This window comes from Bradyrhizobium cytisi (assembly GCF_008123515.1).
Lineage (GTDB): Bacteria > Pseudomonadota > Alphaproteobacteria > Rhizobiales > Xanthobacteraceae > Bradyrhizobium > Bradyrhizobium cytisi.
This window is the reverse complement of sequence record NZ_VSSR01000104.1, coordinates 1-1,315: the sequence shown is the minus strand read 5'-3', so window position 1 is coordinate 1,315 and position 1,315 is coordinate 1. Positions and strand designations below refer to the sequence as shown.

The following is a 1,315-nucleotide window of genomic DNA, read 5'->3' as shown; positions in this document are numbered from 1 at the left end:
GCTGATTGGCTGATCGAGCGAGTGGCGACCGCGGGCACGTTGGTGCTTCGCAAATTGGGAGAGACCCGAGCTGGTGAGAAGGCCGTGCACCGGTTTTTGTCATCGCCCTACGTCTCGGTTGATCGGATTGTGGAGACGCTGGCTGGGCGGACGGCGCGGCAATGCGCTGGCCGCCGCATTCTGGCAGTCCAGGATACGAGTGAGATCAATTTTGCCGGTCGTGACAAGAAGCGGCGAGGCTTCGGGCCTGGCGGGGACGGCAAGACACCCGGCTTCTTCATTCATCCGGTGATTGCCGTAGACATCGAGAGCGAGGCGGTGGTGGGCCTCGTTGATGCGGAGATCTGGACACGCTCCAAGCAGCGCGTCACATCGCGCCACAGCCGCACCATTGCAGACAAGGAATCGGCGCGCTGGCTATCTGGTTGCGAGGCTGCTGCCAGCGTTCTGTCGGATGCGGCCGGAGTGACGATGGTGGCTGATCGTGAATGCGATATTTACCTGCTGTTCGCCCGCAAGCCAGAGATGCTCGATCTGATCGTGCGCTCAGGTCAGGATCGGTCTTTGGCGGATGGCGGATCGTTGTTCATGGCGCTTGCCGGCGTGCAGCCGTTGGGTATCTGCCAGGCCCAGGTAGCGCCGCGCGGACCGGGCGATAAGGGGCGTGTGGCAACGGTGGAGTTGTACGCCGGAGCCGTGCGCATTGCTCGCCCGGCAAATATGAAACGGTCCGAGGCGACTGATCACGTCGACCTCACCTTAGTGGAAGCACGGGAGGTCGACGCGCCAGCCGGCAAGACGCCACTTCTGTGGCGCTTGCTCACGACCCATAAAGTCGGCTGCGCCGAGGAAGCCGAAGATATCGTCCGACTATATCGCCTGCGCTGGCGCATCGAACAGACCTTCCGCGCGCTCAAGAGCGACGGGTTAGCCCTGGATGATAGCCAGGTCATTGACGCCGAGCGCATGTTCAATCTCGCGGCTATCGCTTTGGCTGGCGCGATCCGGACGCTCCAGCTTGTCGACGCCAGAGACGGCGGACCTCGTCCAGCGAGCGATGTGATCGATCCATACTTTGCCGTCGCCCTCGATCGCTTGTCCAAAAAGCTCGAAGGCAAGACACTTCGACAAAGGAATCCTCACTCACCGGACTCTCTTGCCTTCGTCTCCTGGATTGCAGCACGTCTGGGAGGTTGGAATTGCTACTACAAACCTCCCGGACCAAAGACCATGCGAGACGGCTGGAACCGTCTCGCTGCTACGCTCGAGGGATATGCTCTTGCTAACCAAGAACAAAATCCGGGAATCCCATAGC

The 1,315-nt window shown here is 60.9% G+C and carries 1 protein-coding gene; it reads left to right on the top strand.

Features of this window, described 5'->3' with window-relative positions; translation table 11 throughout:
* A partial coding sequence (locus tag FXB38_RS39880) for an IS4 family transposase (protein ID WP_210250993.1) occupies nt 1-1,314 on the top strand: 1,314 nt, incomplete at its 5' end.
* Nucleotide 1,315 lies beyond the last annotated feature (1 nt).